A 15,717-nucleotide genomic window follows, 5' to 3' on the forward strand; every position below is an offset into this window, starting at 1 on the left:
ATTGTTGGCATAATCACTCTTTAAAAAACCATCAAAATAAAACCCCTTGGCGGCCAAGGGGTTTTATTCGCCTATGCTGTAGGTTTGAAACCAAAAGCCCACCCTTACATCCAATCCTTTCCATGTTCCCGAATGAAGTTAATATCGCTTTGATAATGTTCAAGATGCCCTTCCTCTATCATCTTTTGAAAAGCAATGTCCCCTTCACTGGCTTTTCTTGTAATTGTTTTACATAACCCTTCTAACCGCAGCAATACCATTTCCAAATAGTCTGCTTCTATTCCTTCACCGTAAGATTCAAGGAACAATCTGATTCTTTGTTTTATACGGGTACCATGCTGTAATGAATGGTAATAAACTTTCTCACCTGCTTCAGAAAGATGAAATCTGCTTAAGGGAACGCAAGTATAAAGTGTGTATGCTATGTCCCAAAGTCTTGGACCGGGTCCAGCAACATCAAAATCAATAATACCCATTGGTTTTTTACGGTTAAAAATAATGTTGTACATCGCAAAATCATTATGGCATAGCACCTCAGGTTGTTGGGGGGTGTTATCTATCGGTTGCCAGCTGTCATCAAATGAAAAGTCACTGACAGAATCATGATAAAGACGGAGCATTTTCGCTATTTCCCTTAAGACATCATCTGACCACATGTATTCCTTTAAAGGATAATTACCAGCTTCTCCTTCTATAAATGATAATATTTCTCTTCTTTTTTCATCAATACCTAAAAACTTTGGTGCATAACTGAAACCTTTATTCTCCAAATGCTTTAATAGCTTATGAATCTTGGGACTATCAGGCTTTAATTCCCGTCGCACAGTATCTCCTGAACGATAAACTTCAGAAACATTCCCTCCTGTTAGCATTTCTTCATTATTAAGGTTTGACATCCATGGATCCCTCCCTAATATGACTTTCTATAACACGTACAATAATTCCTGTTTGTAACTGCCTTATAGACAGTTACGATTCACGAAATATTACGTAGAAATATTCATGGGCGAATACGATAAAGGCAGGGATTTTAGTAAATTTGTACAAGCATGTTTTGTTTTATCTCATATATATAGTAGAAAAGGAGTGATATTTTATGAATTTAAGTAATGATTTTTTATGCCGTCACAATCCATTCTGCGGTCATGATTCATCCAGCCATGATAAATCATCCTGCTGTGATAAGTCATCCTGCTGTGATAAAGCAAAGGACAAAGGGCATAAACAAAAAAGATTTTCGCCAATCGGACAAGCATGTCAGACCCGACAACAAATAAGTGAGTTTTTAAGGACTTCCATCATAGGTTCAATCATTGGATTCACTACAACCGCTGAACCATTTACACCTATATTTGTAGAGTTACGCAGTTTTGATGCTGTTACCGGGCAAGTGATAGTTACTGACAGAGCAATGGGTAATTTCACTATTAGCCTTTCATCTATTTGTTCCGTTAAAACGATTTGTCCCGCTACAACGCAACCGATGTTTAATGCTTAAGGCTTTATAGAGGATTGGGAAAAAATTAAAAACTCCCCTAAGAGAGATGGGGGTCAGGGAGTTCTGAATGACTCCTTCATATTCTTCTCTATTCCAAGCAGGGTATAAAAAGGCAATTAATTTATTAATTGTCTCAGACTGTAGACAAACCCGATGAAAATCGTGTTTGTCTATTTTTATGGCTTGTACAATTTGGACGTTGATTGGAACGTAGGGCACTCGCTTTCCGCGTGCGGTCGGTCCTCGGCTTTCGCCTGCGGGGTCTCCCCTAGACGCGCTTTTCTAAGCAGGAGTCTCGTACACCCGCTCCAATCAACTTTGTCTTACCTTTTTGATAGAACATTTTTGCCTGGAGTCATTTTTGTTTTAAAATAGAAGTCTTAAAACTTGAGGTGATGAGGATGCTTTCTAAACATGATTCTATTCAGCGAGATCAACTTGAAGTGATTACTTTAGACCAACTGGTGCCACCGAACCATTTGGTTCGTAAAATGGAGGCTGCCATTGACTTCACTCTCAATACTCAAATTGATTCTTACTTTTTCAGCAAAATCCAGGGGTGTTTCAAGGGATTTTTAGAATAATTAGATACATAGACTGCAGATGGAAATTTATAAAATAATTTTCAGCACAAAAAAAAAGCATCCTGTAAATGATGCTGATTTTTTAAAAATCAACTCCCTATTAAGAAGAACTCCTGTCGCTTTATTTTCCCTAATAAACCGCAACTCCGTTTACTCCTATTCCACAACGCCCGATTCTAAAATTTCAACTTTAGCATTCACATTTATCGGGATAGAAGTATAAATTTCATCCCATTTTTTCTTATCCCAGCTTCTAGTCCTCGTGCGTACTTGTTCGCCAATCCCCAGGGGATCAACATGTAGTTTTTGAAAATTCCTCACTAATTTTTCCGAGCGTTCCTTCACATCTTTGGACATTTTATCTTCTATAATTTTAATCATTTTAGGAGTTACTTCATCACCGGTATATTCTCGCAATAGTGCCTTTATCTCAAGATCGATCGTTATAGGAGTATCTGTCATCGGCTTTGAAATCTTATAAGACCTTTTAGTTTTTATATTGTTGACGGAAGCAAATTCTCTCCCTTCAATTTTTGTAGAGAACCCTTCCTTGCTTGTTGTATTTTCATATAGCATTTTGAAAATAACATTTTCACGGCTCGTAGTCTGATACACGTATTCCCCTTTACTATTAAACATGGCATTTCCTTTAATATAAACTTTCCCATCCAATGCTTTTACGATAGGTAAGAATGGGTCCATTCCTTCAGAGTAATGAGCATACAAAAAAAGATGGAGGTTAGTTCTAGGCAGCATACCCGTTTTTATATTTTGCTCAATTGTATTAGATAAATAAATTCCTTTATCTATGTTGCCAAACTGGGGGCTTAACACATCCTTTGAACTTCCTTCGACAATGCCGAGTTTTAAAGTAGTTCCAATTGAAGGGTCTCTGATTAATGTATCGATTAGATAGAATACCCCTTGTTTCGCATGCCTTTTTTCGTATAAGACCACCTCTAATTTCCCACTAAAGATAGGTCTTTCAGATTGCTGATTCATCTCATCTCGCACGTCTTTACTAAGTGATGATTTCGAACTATAGGTAATATTTTTAATGGTTTTATCAGGATAATAAAGAGGTGTTACAGCGATAGCTTCGAAATGAGTCTTATCGACATAATCATATCCGATGGCTGTTGCCAAATTTATTTCATCGAGAACTTTGCTATCCACCCCCATGCAGCCTGAGAGAACACTAATTAAAAGAAGTATCAGGGCCAATTTCGCGAATAAAACTCTCATTTCTTATCTTCCTTTTTATTTGACATGACAGTAGATAAACAAACCAGAAATAAGACATAAGGAATTTCCAAAACCAAACCTAAATTTGAAATGTAATCCACAAATTGATTAATCATTCCCCTGCCTTTAATCAGATTTGTCATCACAACCAATAAAATCAATAGTAAAGCATAAATTGTTTTCTGCTTCATTTTAAAGTATTGTGAAATCCCTCTTGCAGAAGCCCACATATAGAGACATACACTAGGTACTAAAACTAAGATCCATGTAGCGATTCCTATGTACTCAAACCGTTCAACAAAAGGCATTTGTACAATTCCCCAAAAGGACAATGTTGCCCAAATATATCTACTGATTTGGCCTTCACTGTAATACCCTATTGTCAGGATCGTTACGCATAAATAAAGGAAAACAGAAGTAAGATTTCCTAGTTGCGCCCACTTTTGTGTACTTTTACGATGCTTAACTAATGGATAATACATCATTAAAGTGGAAACGCCTAAATAGCTATATGACATTTGCTTAGATGCAAGGGCCATGTCTTTAAGAGAATGATCCCAAATGGGCAATAGGTTGCGAAAATGTGTGAATTCCAGCGGGAAATAAAAAGTTAGAATTAAATAAGAAGGGATACTGATCCCTAAAAAGCAAATACCGGCGACCACTCTAAACCCACCTAAAACCACATAATAAATTAATAAAGCAAATATGGAGGTCACCATCCATGTGTTAATTTGGGGGAATACCCATGATTGAACGATTTCAAGATAGGATCTTAAAACAGAAATACCCACCATCAGCCAATACAGTATCCAGATGATATTTAGTAAACCGCCAAGCCACTTTCCAAAAAGTCGTTTCTGTATGCCTATTAAGTCCATATCGTGGCGATTTAATAGCTTGTACATGCCCCAAATACCCAATGAAAAGACTACACCGCTTATAATGACCGCCATCCAAGCATCATGGCCAGCAGATTGAATAATTATCCTTTGAAATCCCAGGACCCCTACACCTATCTGAATTTTAACGATTAAAAAATAGACTAGAAATGGTGAGATTTGATCACTTTTATCGTTCATGTAAGAAACCTCCACTCTCACTTAGTCTTTAGAATCTTCCTTGGGTTCTAACCGAACAGTGTCTTCCGTCTGAACCTCAATTGGACGTTTAGCCTGAAGAAAAAATGGTAAACGAATCAAGGCATCCCGCATATCATAAATCCTTGGCGGATATAATGGTTCAAGAAATGGCCTCCCTAAGGAACTTATCCTCAGTAAATGCACAAGCAAAAAACAAAAACTGATAGCTATACCCAATAATCCTAAAAAATAAGCCATGAGCAGGAGAGGAAATCGAATTAAGCGAATGGTATTACCCATTTGATAAACAGGTGTAGTAAAAGAACCAAGAGCCGACAATGCAACAAGAATTAATAGTACATTACTCGTTAGCCCTGCCTCAACAGATGCCGTCCCAATTACAATACCACCTACGATACCTATTGTTTGACCTACTTTAGTCGGCAGTCTAGCTCCTGCCTCCCTGAGAAGTTCGATGGCTAATTCCAAGATTAATGCTTCTAAAATCGGTGGAAATGGAATTCCGCTACGAGAAATTACAAGCGTACTTACTAAATCCTTTGGGATCAACTCATAATGATAAGTGAGAACTGCGACATATATGGGGGTCATTAGGATGGAAAACAATACAGCAAAAAAACGAATAAGCCTAAAGAATGAGGCTATCGTCCAGTTGAGAAAATAATCTTCGAATGCCGCAAAGTATTCAAAGAATGTGGAGGGCCCAAGTAAGCCATGTGGAGCTCCATCCACCAAGATCACTACTTTGCCTTCTCCTAGTACCGCAGCCAATCGATCAGGTCGTTCCGTATCGATAAATTGAGGAAAAGGAGAATTTTTATTATCTTCAATCATTTGTGAAATATAGGAGCTATCAATTATTTGGTTAACCCTTAAATCAGATATGCGCTGTATGACGGTTTCTACATTCTCCTTATTTGCAATTCCTTCTATATGAAGCACAGCTACTCTTGTTTTGGATAACTTCCCAACAATAATTTCTTCAACAGCAAGTTCTGCAATTGGAAGCCGTTTTCGGATTAAATATAAATTCGTATCAAGTGATTCGACCAGTGCCTCTTTCGGACCGACAACACTGAACTCCACCTCTGGAAGTGTAACTTGCCTCGAAGTGTTATTTGCTGCTTTAACTAAAACTGCTTGATCAGATTGATTATTTAATGTTATGGCTATATAACCCATTAACAGCTGACTTTGTAGTTCAGAAGGATTTTTTGTGAAAACAAGCCCCTCTATTGGCAAGTTGTGTACAAGCTCCTCCAGAGTTGAAGAATTTGTATGTAAAAAAGGAAGGAGGTCTCTATGCATTATATCTTTATCAATTAATGTATCGAAAAAAGATACACAGTATATTTCATTTTCAAATTTGAGTGTAAAGCTTGTGAAGTCCTTGGACTTTTGCAGATGTTCGAGTACATCAGTGAAGTCTGTAGATTTATGATTTTCTTGCTTTTTGAAGTCTGTAGATTTATGAATTCCATGCCTTTTAAAGAATGAATATCCTTTCAATAGACTTCACTCCTTTGATTGTAAGATATGGATATTATTAACGAATGGTAGGATTTTATACGCATGAATACTTAGTTGAAATTACCGATTAAAATTAGTGGCCAACTGTAATTCTCAATACATTTATTAGTGATTTTTAATCGGATAAAATGAAAAGGAATCATTAAAGGGAGTTGTAATGTCTACTACTCCCTCGTCCATTGAATATTTGTTCAGCCTATAACGAATAAAGATGAATCCACCCCCATACTCTAGCCATTCCCATAGATTTCTAGCATTCTTAAAAAACTTTATAATTAGGCTTGCAACAGAATGGATTCCCTGTTATATTACAATCAATTAAATATTTTCTTACTTCAATTTTTTTTGAAGTGAGGATAGAGGAGCAAAGACCATTAGTACACATTTTGAGGAGAATGAGATCCTATGACTATTGTGGAAAGGGGAATTTGCCGAAGCGGAAAGAATCTCATGTTCTTGAAGCTGGTTCTGCTATTGAATAAATACAGGACTGTCATATAGGAAACTATATGGAGGGCTATCTTATGCGCGGAAACATTTTTTGGTAAATATTGTTTCTACTGCAGCAGCGAATCCTCGTTGTTGCTTTTTTGCGTTTACTCCTGAATGGCCCTAACCACCTCTGAATATTTTTAAAAACTATACAAAAGGGTGTGAAGTTATGAATTTTGGCCATGTTTTAACCGCAATGGTTACCCCGTTCAATCATAATGAAGAGGTTGATTTTAATGCTACGAGAACTTTAGTAAACCATTTGATTGCTAATGGTTCTGATGGATTAGTAATAGCTGGTACAACTGGAGAGTCCCCTACCTTAACTCAAGAAGAGAAAATAGATTTATTCAAATTTGTTGTAGAAGTTGTTGATGGAAGAGTTCCAGTCATAGCTGGAACCGGCTCAAATAACACGAGAGCTTCCATCAGCTTAACAAAGCAAGCAGAGGCAGCAGGAGTCGACGGAATCATGCTCGTCACCCCCTACTATAACAAGCCTTCTCAAGAAGGACTATTTCAGCACTTTAGCGCTATAGCCCATTCAACATCATTACCGGTAATGCTTTATAATATTCCAGGTCGAAGTGTTGTAAACATGTCAGTGAAGACGATTGTCAGCCTCTCAAAAATCAACAATATCGTGGCAGTAAAAGAAGCAAGCGGTGACTTGGATGCCATGGCACAAATCATAAGCAAAACAACTAGTGATTTTACTTTGTACAGCGGCGATGATGGGTTGACATTACCGGTTTTAGCCATCGGTGGAACAGGCGTTGTTTCGGTTTCTTCACACATAATTGGTAATGAAATGCAAGAAATGATCAATAGCTTTAAAAATGGTGATGTCCTTGGCGCTGCCGCTGCACATCGTACACTTCTTCCAATCATGAAAGCATTATTTGCTGCACCAAGCCCGGGACCAGTAAAATCAGCATTAAATATGCGGGGGTTACATGTTGGAGGTGTCCGCTTACCATTGATCCCTTTAAACGATGAAGAAGAAAGAGCACTGCAAATAGTTCTGCAGCCTAGTAACGCAGAAGCCATTTTATTAAATAAATAAAACTAATGATTCTGGAGAAATTTTAAAAAGCAGTGCATACTCGAAAGAAATGCACTGTTTTTTTTACGACTCAGGAGAAAGAATTTATACTATATATAAAGAATCAATAAGGAGAGAGCCAATGGGGGGTACACACAAACCGAACATTCTTGTATTTAGTCCTATTCAGTCAGAGGTCGATGCTTATGCTGATCATATCCGAAATAGTGGGTTTACATCGGTAAAGACAGCGAAAACTTTGGAGGAAGCAGAAAAATATTTACCAGGCACTGAAGTTATTTTGGGATGGAATTTCCCGACGCAATTACTAAGTAAACCAGTTGCCTCATCTGTTCGCTGGTTTCAATCAATGGGAGCCGGGGTCAATGATTTGATTGCAGATAAATCAATACCTCAAAACATTACAATAACTCGAATTATTGACCAATTTGGTGCTTACATCTCTGAATATGTATTTTCGTTTCTCTTGGACATAGTGAAAGACGGTCCTCGGATGAGACAATCGCAATTGGAGCGGAGATGGGATCCTTTCATTTCTGAAACTCTAAAGGGGAAAACAATCGGGGTGGCTGGACTTGGATCGATTGGCGCTGAACTTGTACGTAAAGCCCGGGCATTTGATATGAATGTGCATGGGTTAAGCTTTAGTGGAAAACAAGCAACACTCGTGGATCTCCACTTTACTCCAGATCAATGGGGTGAATTTGTAAAAGATCTGGATTATTTGGTCCTGACCCTTCCTTTAACGGATTCCACTTATCATATCATTAACCAGGACCTTCTTTTAGCTATGAAGTCCAACGCTTACCTTATCAACGTTGGCCGCGGAGCATTGATAGATGAAGGGGATTTATTATCTGTCATGCGGGAAGGACATCTTCAAGGAGCGGTCCTCGATGTATTTGAGACAGAACCGCTGCCAAAAGAACATGCCTTCTGGTCCATGCCGAATATGTTTGTCACTTCTCACCTGTCAGGGCCAAGTACGATTAACGAAGTGAGCAGCTTTTTCATAGAAAATTTAAGTCGATTTTCAAGTGAACAACCATTAAGTGGAATGGTAGATCGGAACCGAGGGTATTAAACCCAATTAGAATTGTTGTTATTTGCTTGCAATTATTTGTTGAAAAGGCCGCATTCTTCAACAGAGGAAAGCGGCCTACAAACTAAAAGTGAATAATTTGATTTTTTTCAAGGATTATTGAAAGTGGATTTTCATTTGTTTAGCCTTATCTCCCTCTTACAAATCAAAAACCCTCACAAGAGATAGGCTTTTTTCGATGGAGTTACCGTGTGGCTGTACCACCATCCATTTGTTATCTCCTCATGTATCGTTCCATAAGAAACTGGCGCACCCTTTATCAACAAGAGTTGGTGTAGTTCTCATTATATGTAATCGATGTCGAAATGAGTCGATAGTAAATCCATGCTTTGTAAATCCCATTCAAAGGTAAGTATGGCTGATTGTTTTGATTTATGAGTCAGGAGGGGTACACCATTTTTTATGATCATGCTTTCTGCATCCCAAAAACGGACCGTTTCGTCTTCGCCAGTACGATTACAGACTATTACGGGCAGCCCTGTTTCTAGTGACCTTTGTTCCCATTCTCCCTCCGGACCATGTAATCCGGGACCCCAAGAAGACGGTGCAAGTAATATTTCTGCTCCTTTTTCAGATAAGGTGCAAGCAATATCTTTGTTATATGCGTCTGCACAAATCATAATACCAACCTCAACATTGTCTGTTTTTATTGGCTCCAATACTTCCCCTGAAGCTGACCAATCATCAATAACACTGATTTTTCTCTGTTTACCTATTAAATGACCTTTTTTATCTATGACAAACACAGAATTATACAACTCTCCGTCACTGCCTTTTTCAGGGCAGCCCAAAAATACAGTGCTTTTCAAATTCTTTAGTTTACTGCCCAAATTATTCATCCAAGCATCAGGTTGCTTGTTAATCCATCCAGTCCCAACCTTATGATTGAATTGAAGTCCGCTGACACATAGTTCGGGTGTTATAATCCATTCGGCATTTTTATTTGATGCACTATGAATGGCTTGTTCAATTAGTTTTTGGTTATGCTCCACATCACCAGCGATGGGCAATAGGTGCAGTAAAGCTATTTTTATTTTTCCCATAATGGTCTCCCAAACATCAACTTATATTAATGGCCATGCTTGTAATGATTGTAGCATGGTCATGGATTGGCTTGTTCAAGTAATCTGTCCCGAAAAAGAAAAAGCTGTTTCCTCCCCCATCTCTAAACAAGCCCTTGCTCCAATGAGCAAAGGCAATTTTTACGAGTTTCTTCTATAATATAAACCAAAAAATTTGCCTAAGGTGCCCCCATTCGTATACGGTACTTTTACGAACGAATAATTTGTTCTTTGGATATCTGCTTTGAAGCATCAGGAATCTTTCGTATTTTATAATTGATCATATCTGAAGAGTAAACCATGATACTCACCATTCCTCCTTGGATTGTAGCCCTGATCAGGATTGGTTGATTGTATTTGTTTTTAAAACTAAAATCAGGCCCATACCAGCTTACTGTAGCATCGCGGCCAGATGGAACATACGGAACGCTCCTTGTATGGGAATAGCGTTGAACCGTTTGCAACCCTGCATTGTCGATAGCATTAAACAAGGTGGATGAAACCTGGCAAATCCCTCCGCCAATCCCTTCAGTAAACTCTCCTTTAACGATAACCCGAGCGAGCAAATATCCTTTTTCTACTGACCTCTTGCCAACAACTTGGTTAAAAGAAAAGACCTCTCCTGGAAACACGACATAATTATTAATGGCTTCTGTAGCAAGTGAGATATTATTTGAACGATTTTTATTGTTCACATTAAAATAGGTTCTATATTCACCTATCTTTTTTTCACGAATTTCCGCAAGTATTTCGCTGTCAACCTTTGGATGAATAGCAAGCAAAGGTACTTCTAGTTTGTATGATCTACTACTGTACAAAAAGGAATGAAATTGTTCTTTAAAGGCTTGATGGTATAGCTTGTAACCCACCCGCCCAGGTAGAATATTACCTTGCTTGTCCATTGTGGCATTTACAGGTTTTTGGTAAACTTGCCGGTCTATTTTTTCGACAAATTGATTGTATTTATCCACGTCCAACATAGGAGCATCCAGGTAGGGCATCGTAATATCAGCATGGTTGACACTGGCAATCGTTTGTCCTTGGTGGGTTACCAATAAGCTTTCTGAAATATTCACTGGTTGAACGAATAGCAAAAGTCCGGCAATCCATGTTAATCTCATTGAATGCACCTCCTGGGTTGGTTTCCTTGAACATTCACAATTTTCACCTCAAGTCTTCATAAATTGCATCTTGATCAATAAACCAACGATCAGGCAAACTCTCCTTGCGGATCATAAAATGCATAACCTTTTTTTCTTTGCCATCTTTTTTCTTATAAATAGCCACTTGAACGGGTACATCCACGAGAAATAGACCATTTAGCTGTTCAGGCGGTTGTCTTAAAGGGTCAACCACTCCAAAATATGTAATATCTTTAACAAGTTTATTGACACGGTTAGGGTGACTCGGATTTGATAAGGTCATTGCTAATAATTCCTGATTTCCTTGATTAATGGCAATGGTAAAAATACGTATAAGTTCATAAGGATTTACCGTTTGTATATAATCATCAAGCTTACCAGCGGCTTTCAATATCATTAATTTATGAGAAAGATCTTCGTTTTTCAAACGATGCGTAATACTTCCAGAGAAATGAACACAAAAATGACCTGAAAAACCATTTGGAAGAGCACCAGCACCATGTGGCATTCCGTGCATGGATGCAGCAATCATTTGATTATTGATTAATACAATAATGGCTCTTCTATTCCAACTCCATTTATTATTATAAATTTTCTTCATGATTTGAGTATCTTCTTTGGTTAATGGCTGTACATCGGCATGATGGCTGCCTGCCCTTCGTTGTACCTTAAATGATAAACCAGTTTCAATATCGATTATGGTGAAATTTGTTTTATCAGGAATAATGTTGTTTACAATCTCCCAAGGTAACATCTCAATTTTAAAGCTTATGGGTCCTTCTTCATCTTCCCATTCCATGGCATAGACCGACTGATCGACCATTAAGACAAATATAAAAATAGCGATAATTACTTGATATAATGTATTGTTTTTCATTTGACCTCTCCTGCATTTTTTCTTATTATTTCAGGACATAATAAATTGAATACCTTTGAAAATTTGGAAATTCTTCAAATTAAGCTAAAAAGGCTCAGACATGCTAGTAATGATGTTCTAATATGTACTTTTGATATCCCTAATCCGGTAACTTAAAAACTACACAAGATGCCATGCGGCCTGCTCCGAAGAAAAATAAAAGACATGATATACAAAAAAGAAAACATCAGTGGGATTGATAATCTCACTGATGTAAGGCTTGCCTCTTATAGTCTGACTACACTTTTAATACTCTAAATGCATCTCTAACTTTTTTAGCAAAATCTAGTGGTGGTTCAATCGATTCAAAGTGCATATACATTGCCCGAGGTTCTTCAAATAACCAGTGATTATGAAGAGAAGTAACTAAAATGTCCCTTTTTCTAAGTTCAGTTAATAACGGGTTAACTTCTTCTTGTAAAAGAACTGTTTCCCCTAAATTTAACGCATTCCCCCTACTATCAACATTTTCAAACGTAAAAAATTGCGGATTGACTAGTGGAGATTGCGTTCTGCGATCAAGTATTGTGAATCTAATATTACGAAACTTTTGCACCAAGCATACTCCTTCTGGAGTAATCATTCCGTCTCCGCCTAAAATTCTTGCAAATTCCTGACATAATCTTCTTCGTTTTTCCGAACTCATGAAAAATCCCCTTTCAAAAAAAATTTTCCACATGCTAAATTCACGATTATTATATTCAGCTTTTATGAGGATATTAGTTTAAAATCCTCAACTTCTAATAATCTAGGTTATATGAACATGAAAATCCCTTCAGGTTTTGTTCTGAAGGGATTTTTGTAGAGTATTATGATACATGTACTAAAGATGCTTAGATTGATAAATTGATATGGGAACAATGAAAGGCTCTCACCTTCAACAAGAAATAAAAGAAGGCAAGGGCTTTTTAACTTTTATTTATTAAACCACTGATCATTCTTAAGTGGGAATGGATATGACCAGAAGAGTTTTTTTAAAAGAAAATGGTACCCTCGATAGATTTTTCCATTCGCTGATGTAGAAAATATCATTGCAGGGGCTGTTTGTTGTATCATCAAGAAATTGAAGTGGCAGGAGCTGAGATGACGGATTTCAGGAGTTTACACGTATACTTATTTCTATTTCAGGTGTTTCTAGCATTGTTATATTAATTAGTAAGAGAAAAACATAAAAAGAGCACTTCCTCAAATAAGGAAGCGCTTCCATATTATATAAAGCTATTGGACTTTCATTATAGCATGATTACCATTCAAATAAAAGGAATTAATGTTTAATTATAGTAACTATATTTTGACATTAGAAAGAGACCTGGATAAGTCACTGGAAAACTACTAATTTAATTCAGTATCAACAAAAGACCGTCCAGCTTTTGAAAATCGGACGGCCTTGCGGAAAATAGATTGTACTTTTACTATCCTTCGTGAGGGAAAATCTTTATTTAGCTGCACCAGCTTTATTTATCACTTCCTTCGCTACCTGCAATGCGGATTCATAATCTGCGTGATCCGTGACTTCCGGTACATATTCCACATACTTAATGGTTCCTTCTTGATTTATTACAAATACTGCCCTGCATTCCAATCGTTGTTCTTTCATATACGTTCCATATGCAGTACCAAATGACAAATCAAAGTGATCAGAGAGAATGGTTATAGCTTCGACATTACTTTCTTTGCACCATCTTGCTTGAGCAAAGGGAAGGTCTGCGCTGATAGCCAACACCGCTACATCATCACCCATTTTGCTTGCTTCTTCATTTAAGAGCCTTGTTTGTAAGTCACATACACCAGTATCAAGCGAAGGAACAGTCGTGATGATGCATGTCTTATTTTTATAGTCTGTTAAATGTACTTTACGGCGGTCATTTGTTAATAGTGTGAAGTCAGGGGCCATATCCCCTACTCTTAGTTCAGGACCAATCAAGGTCACTGGATTCCCGCCTAAAGTCACTGCACCAGTACGCTCATGTGCCAAATTGAACCCTCCAACTCTCTTACTGATTTATTAGCTTCCTCGGTAGGTGCTATATCCTCCCGGAGCAACAAGCAGAGGAACATGATAATGTTCTTCATTACTTCTTATTCCAAAACGAAGTGGGACCTTATTTAAAAATGGCCTTATATTTGGATCATTCGCACCATCATTGAAATATTCCCCGACATAAAAGACAAGCTCATACTCACCTGGTTTGAGATCATCCCCTTGAAGAAGCGGATCATCCACTCGCCCATCTTTGTTTGTACAGACCTCTTTTATGAAAGAATGGTCTCCCTGTTCTGCTATGGCCCAAAGTTCTATCTTCATCCCTTTTGCCGGCAGACCTTTAGAGAGGTCTAAAACATGTGTGGTCAGCTTACTGTCCATTATCGGGAAGCCCCTACAGTTGAATCAGCTGCCTTTTTTTGTTTAACGTCTTCTTGTGTAACGACAAAGCCTTGGAAGCCAAACGGAGGACGTGGTTCCTGATAAACACTTCCTTCTGAATTCGGAATGGTTTCCACAACGGTTTCCCAGGTACGATTATTGGTTTTAAATTGAACATTCGCCAGCTGAGGGAAACGTTCCAGAATCCTAATGCCAATATGATAAATGAGCTGCTGTATCGAACGGTTATTCAGTTCATGGAACACTGTGTTTGCAATATCACAAATTTGTTCTGCTGCTACATATTTTTCTGGATCCGCTCCAGTGCCATCCTCCCAGCGGCTATATTCCCAATCGAAATCCAAGTAGATAAATAGTGGACGATCCTGAGCTTCTGGCAGTGTGGTGTATTCATCTTGAATAAATCCATAAAAAGAGCTTCCTTTAACCTTGATTAAATGGACATCAACTATTCCACTTGAATGCTTAACGATTTTGCTTCCGGTAGGTGTCCTTTTGACTTCGATTGTAGTGGTAGCCCTTTCATTTCTGGAACATCGATAGACAACATCACTATTTTCATGTCCTTCCCCTTTTGGAACGAGTACATGATCGAAGGGAACTTCAGTTGCTGTCAGTTCCACTGCATCTATGTGGCTATACTTATCAAGGAAAACTTCACATATGAACTTTAAAAATCCTTCCGCCGTATTTCCTTGATAATTGGCCGCCTGGCGATGAATGATGTTTTTCATGGAATCCGTTGCAACCACCAAGCTATTATCTCCTTCCGTAAAAGAAGATAAAAAAGCTTCCCCTTTTAGAGAAATCTGGCAATTGAATCCGAAAATAGTATTATCTCTTTCTGTGAAACTTGATTCCGGTATTTTCCTCAAACCTGTAAGAGGCTGCACAAAAGTCCTGTATACAAATACATCCCCTTTACCGTAATACATCGTTCTGTTTTCATTTTGAGCTGTCATATTATTCCTCCTCCTAGTTTATAAAATCAGATAACCTGTGGCTGGCGATTAAGTGGATTTGCTTGATGGCTTCCTTAAGTTCATTTTCCTGATCCAAACCAATCCTTCTTTTCATCTCTGCCTTTATCACCGTTTTATCGCTGCCACGGACAGCAAATATGAACGGAAATCCAAACTTTTCTTTATACTGATTATTTAGCGCATGAAATTCTTCATATTCATCCGGAGAAAGCGAATTCAAACCGGCTGCGGATTGTTCTTTAACTGATGCTTCAGCCATATCAATCCGGGCTGCTAAGTCCGGGTGAGACTTGATTAATTGGAGCTGTTCCGATAATGAGGCATTTTGCACAACCACTTCCATTTTCTGTTTTAGGTCCTCTACGGAAATGAATGGCTTGTACTCCCATGAACGCTCTGCTATCCATGGAGAATGTTCATATACCCAACCTAACTTTTCGATGAATTCCGCCTTGTTCAACTCATTAATGCTATTAAGGTCAGATATCAAAACGGGCCCTCCCTTCTTCCGGTTATTTTTTTATAATTCAAAACATTCTTAACTTAATTGAATTATATACGTGCGTTCATTTATAGGTCATTAGCTGAAAAAGCTAATATTTTTCCAAC

General features: G+C 37.9%; 16 protein-coding genes and 1 riboswitch. Of the genes, 4 read left to right on the forward strand and 12 right to left on the reverse strand.

The window, feature by feature from the left end; all coding sequences use genetic code 11:
* Positions 1 to 104: 104 nt before the first annotated feature.
* Entirely contained in the window at positions 105 to 896 is a 792-nt protein-coding gene (locus tag AC0VX1_RS22525) for a phosphotransferase (RefSeq protein ID WP_475469119.1), read from the reverse strand.
* 200 nt (positions 897 to 1,096) lie between these two features.
* Between AC0VX1_RS22525 and AC0VX1_RS22530 the strand changes: the two genes are divergently transcribed.
* A complete protein-coding gene (locus AC0VX1_RS22530; RefSeq protein ID WP_475469121.1) occupies positions 1,097 to 1,498 on the forward strand; it encodes a hypothetical protein in 402 nt (133 codons plus the stop codon).
* 401 nt (positions 1,499 to 1,899) lie between these two features.
* Positions 1,900 to 2,082 carry a hypothetical protein gene (locus AC0VX1_RS22535; RefSeq protein ID WP_475471900.1) on the forward strand — a complete coding sequence of 61 codons (183 nt, stop codon included), beginning with the start codon at positions 1,900 to 1,902 and terminating at the stop codon, positions 2,080 to 2,082.
* A 156-nt stretch (positions 2,083 to 2,238) separates the two neighbouring features.
* Here the strand turns inward: AC0VX1_RS22535 and AC0VX1_RS22540 are convergent, their stop codons facing one another.
* From AC0VX1_RS22540 to AC0VX1_RS22550, 3 genes are read right to left on the reverse strand one after another with little or no spacing between them, the layout of a single operon-like run.
* Positions 2,239 to 3,327, reverse strand: a complete 1,089-nt coding sequence (locus tag AC0VX1_RS22540; protein ID WP_475469123.1) for a Ger(x)C family spore germination protein — start codon at positions 3,325 to 3,327, stop codon at positions 2,239 to 2,241.
* Complete coding sequence (locus AC0VX1_RS22545; RefSeq protein ID WP_475469125.1) at positions 3,324 to 4,409, reverse strand: GerAB/ArcD/ProY family transporter; 1,086 nt, start codon at positions 4,407 to 4,409, stop codon at positions 3,324 to 3,326. Before AC0VX1_RS22545 ends, AC0VX1_RS22540 begins: the two co-directional genes overlap by 4 nt.
* A 21-nt stretch (positions 4,410 to 4,430) precedes the next feature.
* A complete protein-coding gene (locus AC0VX1_RS22550) occupies positions 4,431 to 5,939 on the reverse strand; it encodes a spore germination protein (RefSeq protein WP_475469126.1) in 1,509 nt (502 codons plus the stop codon).
* Positions 5,940 to 6,309: 370 nt separating this feature from the next.
* A riboswitch (Lysine riboswitch) is annotated at positions 6,310 to 6,488 on the forward strand.
* A gap of 133 nt (positions 6,489 to 6,621) precedes the next feature.
* Here AC0VX1_RS22550 and dapA point away from each other — a divergent pair.
* Together dapA and AC0VX1_RS22560 are read left to right on the forward strand one after the other, a co-directional pair.
* Entirely contained in the window at positions 6,622 to 7,518 is an 897-nt protein-coding gene (gene dapA / locus AC0VX1_RS22555; RefSeq protein WP_475469127.1) for a 4-hydroxy-tetrahydrodipicolinate synthase, read from the forward strand.
* A 121-nt stretch (positions 7,519 to 7,639) separates the two neighbouring features.
* Positions 7,640 to 8,602, forward strand: a complete 963-nt coding sequence (locus AC0VX1_RS22560; RefSeq protein ID WP_413023870.1) for a D-2-hydroxyacid dehydrogenase — start codon at positions 7,640 to 7,642, stop codon at positions 8,600 to 8,602.
* A gap of 302 nt (positions 8,603 to 8,904) precedes the next feature.
* Here the strand turns inward: AC0VX1_RS22560 and AC0VX1_RS22565 are convergent, their stop codons facing one another.
* From AC0VX1_RS22565 to uraD, 8 genes are all read right to left on the reverse strand, one after another.
* The gene (locus AC0VX1_RS22565) at positions 8,905 to 9,663 is read right to left on the reverse strand and encodes a carbon-nitrogen hydrolase family protein (protein WP_328111046.1); all 759 of its coding nucleotides are present in this window, start codon (positions 9,661 to 9,663) and stop codon (positions 8,905 to 8,907) included.
* Positions 9,664 to 9,890: 227 nt separating this feature from the next.
* Entirely contained in the window at positions 9,891 to 10,802 is a 912-nt protein-coding gene (locus AC0VX1_RS22570; RefSeq protein ID WP_475469130.1) for a VanW family protein, read from the reverse strand.
* Positions 10,803 to 10,845: 43 nt separating this feature from the next.
* On the reverse strand, positions 10,846 to 11,700 hold the full coding sequence (locus tag AC0VX1_RS22575) for a hypothetical protein (RefSeq protein ID WP_330501704.1): 855 nt from the start codon (positions 11,698 to 11,700) through the stop codon (positions 10,846 to 10,848).
* Positions 11,701 to 11,977: 277 nt separating this feature from the next.
* On the reverse strand, positions 11,978 to 12,385 hold the full coding sequence (locus AC0VX1_RS22580) for a DUF1259 domain-containing protein (RefSeq protein WP_413010304.1): 408 nt from the start codon (positions 12,383 to 12,385) through the stop codon (positions 11,978 to 11,980).
* A gap of 789 nt (positions 12,386 to 13,174) precedes the next feature.
* The gene (gene tpx, locus AC0VX1_RS22585; protein WP_063575047.1) at positions 13,175 to 13,714 is read right to left on the reverse strand and encodes a thiol peroxidase; all 540 of its coding nucleotides are present in this window, start codon (positions 13,712 to 13,714) and stop codon (positions 13,175 to 13,177) included.
* Positions 13,715 to 13,744: 30 nt separating this feature from the next.
* Positions 13,745 to 14,104 carry a hydroxyisourate hydrolase gene (uraH, locus tag AC0VX1_RS22590; protein ID WP_034304629.1) on the reverse strand — a complete coding sequence of 120 codons (360 nt, stop codon included), beginning with the start codon at positions 14,102 to 14,104 and terminating at the stop codon, positions 13,745 to 13,747.
* Entirely contained in the window at positions 14,104 to 15,087 is a 984-nt protein-coding gene (pucL, locus tag AC0VX1_RS22595) for a factor-independent urate hydroxylase (RefSeq protein ID WP_053536436.1), read from the reverse strand. Before pucL ends, uraH begins: the two co-directional genes overlap by 1 nt.
* Positions 15,088 to 15,100: 13 nt before the next feature.
* Complete coding sequence (uraD, locus tag AC0VX1_RS22600; RefSeq protein ID WP_191929488.1) at positions 15,101 to 15,598, reverse strand: 2-oxo-4-hydroxy-4-carboxy-5-ureidoimidazoline decarboxylase; 498 nt, start codon at positions 15,596 to 15,598, stop codon at positions 15,101 to 15,103.
* Positions 15,599 to 15,717 lie beyond the last annotated feature (119 nt).

It is taken from the genome of Peribacillus sp. QJM3NY_7 (assembly GCF_056173225.1).

Excerpts from the sequence above, each read along its gene's own strand:
- uraH (WP_034304629.1), bottom strand. The coding sequence starts at position 14,104 with ATGGACAGTAAGCTGACCACACATGTTTTAGACCTCTCTAAAGGTCTG.
- AC0VX1_RS22570 (WP_475469130.1), bottom strand. The coding sequence starts at position 10,802 with ATGAGATTAACATGGATTGCCGGACTTTTGCTATTCGTTCAACCAGTG.
- AC0VX1_RS22565 (WP_328111046.1), bottom strand. The coding sequence starts at position 9,663 with ATGGGAAAAATAAAAATAGCTTTACTGCACCTATTGCCCATCGCTGGT.
- AC0VX1_RS22580 (WP_413010304.1), bottom strand. The coding sequence starts at position 12,385 with ATGAGTTCGGAAAAACGAAGAAGATTATGTCAGGAATTTGCAAGAATT.
- dapA (WP_475469127.1), top strand. The coding sequence starts at position 6,622 with ATGAATTTTGGCCATGTTTTAACCGCAATGGTTACCCCGTTCAATCAT.
- pucL (WP_053536436.1), bottom strand. The coding sequence starts at position 15,087 with ATGACAGCTCAAAATGAAAACAGAACGATGTATTACGGTAAAGGGGAT.
- AC0VX1_RS22525 (WP_475469119.1), bottom strand. The coding sequence starts at position 896 with ATGTCAAACCTTAATAATGAAGAAATGCTAACAGGAGGGAATGTTTCT.
- AC0VX1_RS22530 (WP_475469121.1), top strand. The coding sequence starts at position 1,097 with ATGAATTTAAGTAATGATTTTTTATGCCGTCACAATCCATTCTGCGGT.
- AC0VX1_RS22540 (WP_475469123.1), bottom strand. The coding sequence starts at position 3,327 with ATGAGAGTTTTATTCGCGAAATTGGCCCTGATACTTCTTTTAATTAGT.
- AC0VX1_RS22545 (WP_475469125.1), bottom strand. The coding sequence starts at position 4,409 with ATGAACGATAAAAGTGATCAAATCTCACCATTTCTAGTCTATTTTTTA.
- AC0VX1_RS22535 (WP_475471900.1), top strand. The coding sequence starts at position 1,900 with ATGCTTTCTAAACATGATTCTATTCAGCGAGATCAACTTGAAGTGATT.
- AC0VX1_RS22560 (WP_413023870.1), top strand. The coding sequence starts at position 7,640 with ATGGGGGGTACACACAAACCGAACATTCTTGTATTTAGTCCTATTCAG.
- AC0VX1_RS22575 (WP_330501704.1), bottom strand. The coding sequence starts at position 11,700 with ATGAAAAACAATACATTATATCAAGTAATTATCGCTATTTTTATATTT.